A 4,675-nucleotide genomic window follows, 5' to 3' on the forward strand; every position below is an offset into this window, starting at 1 on the left:
ATATCTCTATCAGAGGAACTAGAGAAAAAATTGAATCGCATATACCCAGACATTTCTAGCTTTCTAATCGATCCGGAATGATTGATGTTATGCCAATTTAGATTGGGACCACTATTCACAGGTACTATATTGTTTTGATAGCTGGATAGATTTACTAGGTTTGTCATGTCATCCACGTTGTCTTTCAACTTAATGAAAATACTCCCAACAGTATTTTCAACTTTATATTCCACAATTGTAACTTGACCAAATGCGTCTCGTATACTATCAGAATTTTTACCCTTTGAAATTTGAATTTGATTTTGATAGAATTCAGATTCAATTTGTCTAGTTAGGTCGGCTTCCCCTCTCGAAATAAATTGGAGCAATTTTAAGAGATTTGTTTTACCACTTCCATTTCTGCCAACTAACAGATTTATTCCAGGTTTTATTCTCAGTGGGTTTTCATTTTTAAGTCGAATACCTGAATAGCCTACTAGTTTGGAAATGATTAATTCTTGCTTTGACATTAGTTTAGATAATTACTTAAAACGGAGTCGTAAATTCTTAAATTTACTGTAAATGGAAATTATTAGAATGCCAGTTTGCAGAAATCATCATTTCCCCCAAAGCCATGGAAGTTCAGGTACTGAGTGAAAGAACCAAGCATGGTTTGGAAACTGCTAGGGCAAGGGGAAAGAAAGGAGGCAGACCCAAAGGATCTTATGATAAAAACAAAGCCGCTGCTGCTGTCACCTTATATAGTAGAGAGCTACCAATATCTGAAATCACTAAATCACTTCAGATAAGTAGGTCTACACTTTATGGGTATTTACGAAGGGAGGGGGTTAAGTGATATACTAAATGAGCAAAGTTCAAAACATAGCAGGCCGGTTAATTGAAATCAATGATGCTATATTTCAAGAGCTTTGTGATGCCTTTCTAATTTTAAGGAATCACAACTATCGAGCCTTTTCACGAAGTGGAAGTGTTCCAAACAAACAGAAGACTAGGAAAGGAACGCCAGACTCATTTCTGCTTCTTCCAAATGGGCGGTACTTATTCATGGAAGCAACTACAATTGAGAATAAGTTAGTAGACAAGCTTTTAGAAGACATTAAAAAGTGCTTTGACACTAAAAAAACAGGTATTGAAGCAGATAAGATTGAGGAAATAGTTTTGTGCTACAATTCTGATTTATCAACTCAACAAACCGAGAAGCTGAATTCACTCATATTAGAAAATAATCGATACACAATCTTATCATTATTCAGTCTTTCCAGTCTTTCAACTGAAATAAGTCTGCATCATAGAAATTTGGCCTGGGAGTATTTAGGTCTACCACTGGATACAGGTCAAATAATATCTCTCGAACAATTTGTTAGGAATTATGATAAAAGTGCCCAACGAATTGCAACTCCTCTGAACAATGAATTCAAGCATCGTAAAGAGGAACTAAAAGTCTCAATGGAATCATTGGAGCAAAATGATTTAATGATACTATCGGGCCCACCTGGCGTTGGAAAGACAAGATTTGCTATCGAACTTATTGAAGTATTTTTAAAAGATAATGATGACTATATCGCATATGCAATTGCCAACAAAGATGCAGATCTTCTGGAAGATCTGAACCAGTATATTACTGGAAAAAATAAAGTAATTCTCTTTATAGATGATGTCAACAGGTTTGATCGCTTTTCACAAGTCGTAGGTTTTTTTCAGTATGCAGCTTCTGACTTGAAGATAGTTATGACTGTTCGTGATTACGCACTTAGAGATATATTAGAACTCGTTGGATCTTTGAGAATGAAGGTTATTTCACTGGAAAAATTTCAGGATAAAGAGATTAAAGAAATAATTGAATCTGAACCATTTAATGTTACCAATAATCGCTACCATAATAAGATTTTTGAAATTGCTGACGGCAATCCAAGATTTGCAATCATGGCTGCTCTTCTGGCAATTAAAGAACAAAGAATTGAAGCACTTTATAATAGTTCTGACCTTTTCAATCAATACTTTTCAACATTCATTCAAGATAAAGATGCATTCAAGGATGATGATATTTTGAAGGTACTTGGTATCATTTCTTTTTTCTACACAATCCCTTATAATGATCAAAATATAGTTAATGATATTTTAGAGAAATTTAGTCTCTCAAGGAATAAATTTATTAATGCTATTGACCAGCTTAACAAACTCGAACTTATTGAACTTAGGTTTGATCATGTTCGGATTGCAGAACAAAATCTTGGCACCTTCTTTTTCTATAAAATTTTCATTAAGGAAAAATTATTACCATTTGGTTTGCTCCTCGAGAATTATTTTTTTTCAATGGCGCAAAGGTTTCAAGATACGATTATTCCCGCAAATAATACTTTTGGTTATGAAAATGTCTTAGAAAGGGTCAAAGATGATCTCAAAGATTACTGGGTGTCTGTACCTAAAAGTGAAGAAAATGCATTTTTATTTCTGAATAATTTCTGGTTCTATCTTCCTGAGGAAACATTATCGTATTTGCACGATAATATTGAGGAATTGCCTTTTTCAGGCATAGATAAGTATTCAACAAGATACGAAAATAATGACTTTACCTACAATAAGAATAAGTACATTGAAATATTTGGTGAATTTATGAGGTCTGGTCAACACCTTAAAGAAGTGCTTGATTTGTCCTTTTGCTATGTCAGTAAACTACCTCAATACCTTCCTGAACTTATTCAAAAGATCGATGTTAGATTTTCTATTGATTATGAGGATGAGGAAAATGGTTTTTCACGGCATAATATCCTTATAAACTTCATCGAGGAAAATCTTCCAAAAAATAATAGCATAATACACTGCTCATTTATTGCAATATCTAAAAGGTTATTGCAATTTAAGTACCAACACTCTAGACCAGCCAGAGGTCGAGCAATCTCAATTTATCGATATCCTGTTCAATCTAATGAAGAGACTAAAAAGTTAAGAAAAAGAATATGGAGCCTCATATCTATTTTATTCCCCAAGTATCCAGAGGAGTGTTTCGAAACACTAATGCATCATCAAAGGCAGCATCTTGACTTCAATAGAACAATATTTGAATCTGATCTGAAATTCCTTGTTTTTATAATCCAACAAAATTTAGATCAAAATTCCGTTAAACATTGCCAATATATCCATGAATTAATTTCCTGGTCAACTAAGCAGGGATTAACAATGCCTGAATTCGCAGATTGGAATCATGAGTTCTCAAGTAAGAAATATGAATGGCTCAAGAAGTCAGATTGGAATAGACTTAGAGGTAAAGAAGATTATGAATTTGAAGACTGGAAAGATTTTACCCATCTTAAAGAGCGTGATATTCGAGAGTCTTTGATATTTGATGGGGTTGATCTTTTTAAAGAGTTTTTAGATTTAATATGTGAGGTTCGTGAATGGGAACTTTTTAATAATAAAGAAGGTCTTTATGATACTCTAGATATCATCCTTGATGAAACATTTTGTAAAACTCCAGAGTTGGGGTTTTCTTTTATCGAAATAGTAATAAATGATCTACGCCTAAAGCAATTTTATCCTTATAGAACGATTAGAAACCTTGCAAAATCTGATGATCATCATAATAGGTTTTGGGAGCACCTTGAGACATATGGTGCAAGAGACCTTTGGAAAATTGAGTTTCTAAGCCGTCTACCCAAGGAATTGATCAGTAAGGATCAGCTTGATAGACTATATCAAACGTATGATCAACTGTCTGAAGGCTATTATTTGAGCTTCAAACCTTTAGAGAAATTCAAGTTTCTAGACAAGAATGTTTATGATAAACTTCTAAGAAAAGTACTTGAAAAGTCTGTAAAAGAAGATTTTAATTTCTCATTCGGTCATAACTTTTTCAAGGAAGTTGCTCATCAAATAGAAGATACGTCTCTTCTAAAAGAAGTTTATTTGTACCAACAGGGAAAGGGATACAATTCACACAGTCATTATGATTATGATGGTTCTGAATTAAAAGTTTTGTTGAGCCGAGATCCTGATTTCTTCATTGATTATGTTAAAGATATTTTAGATGATGATGGAAAATTCCCATCATATAGAGACCACAGAGAATTGAGTGCTGTCTGGGTGCTTCCAAATTATTCAGATCTTCTGGACCAAACCTTTGATATAGTCAAGAGAAAAAGGCGGCTTCACTTGATAGGCGATGATTTCATGAATGTTTTTTTTAAGGACATAGGAGAGGATAAAGAAAAAGCTGAAAAATATTTGCTCGATTTTGTACATAAAAACTATATGGACGTAAAGAAGATGTCAGCTCTGATCGATATTGTTTTCCATAGCATGAATCACCTATTTAATAACATGCTAAATGCTTATATGTCTAAAAAACCAAGCATCGATTCTTTTAAGAAAATTAATTGGCTTCCCAATGAGGGTGTTCTAACTGGTGATGTAAATTGGGGTGATCGTTCTGCGGCAAGATGGACAGGGATTAAGAATTCCTTGGACGAAATGAATCTAGGTGCATCAATCATTCCTTTTAGAAAGTATGTGACAGATCAAATTGCTAAAGCAAAAAAAAGTGGCGATTGGGAAAGGAAAAGGAAGTTCATTAATCCAGAATGGTAGTAATTAAAGATAAATATATATTCCAGTGGGTCTGACCCCTCATTCCGGGCGTTTGACCCCCTTGAGGATTCTAGGAGAACAATGAACTATG

General features: G+C 33.8%; 3 protein-coding genes. 2 read left to right on the forward strand and 1 reads right to left on the reverse strand.

The genetic code is table 11. The annotated features are described in order from the left end of the window. The coding region (locus RLO81_RS20465; RefSeq protein ID WP_350116357.1) for an AAA family ATPase at positions 1 to 509 on the reverse strand (509 nt) is incomplete at its 3' end. A gap of 104 nt (positions 510 to 613) precedes the next feature. Between RLO81_RS20465 and RLO81_RS20470 the strand changes: the two genes are divergently transcribed. Both RLO81_RS20470 and RLO81_RS20475 read left to right on the forward strand, forming a co-directional pair. Further along, positions 614 to 835, forward strand: a complete 222-nt coding sequence (locus tag RLO81_RS20470; protein WP_350116359.1) for a helix-turn-helix domain-containing protein — start codon at positions 614 to 616, stop codon at positions 833 to 835. A gap of 8 nt (positions 836 to 843) precedes the next feature. Then, on the forward strand, positions 844 to 4,584 hold the full coding sequence (locus tag RLO81_RS20475) for an nSTAND3 domain-containing NTPase (RefSeq protein ID WP_350116361.1): 3,741 nt from the start codon (positions 844 to 846) through the stop codon (positions 4,582 to 4,584). The last annotated feature ends 91 nt before the right edge of the window (positions 4,585 to 4,675 follow it).

It is taken from the genome of Fulvivirga sp. (assembly GCF_040220315.1).
In the GTDB taxonomy this organism is placed as follows: Bacteria; Bacteroidota; Bacteroidia; order Cytophagales; family Cyclobacteriaceae; genus Fulvivirga.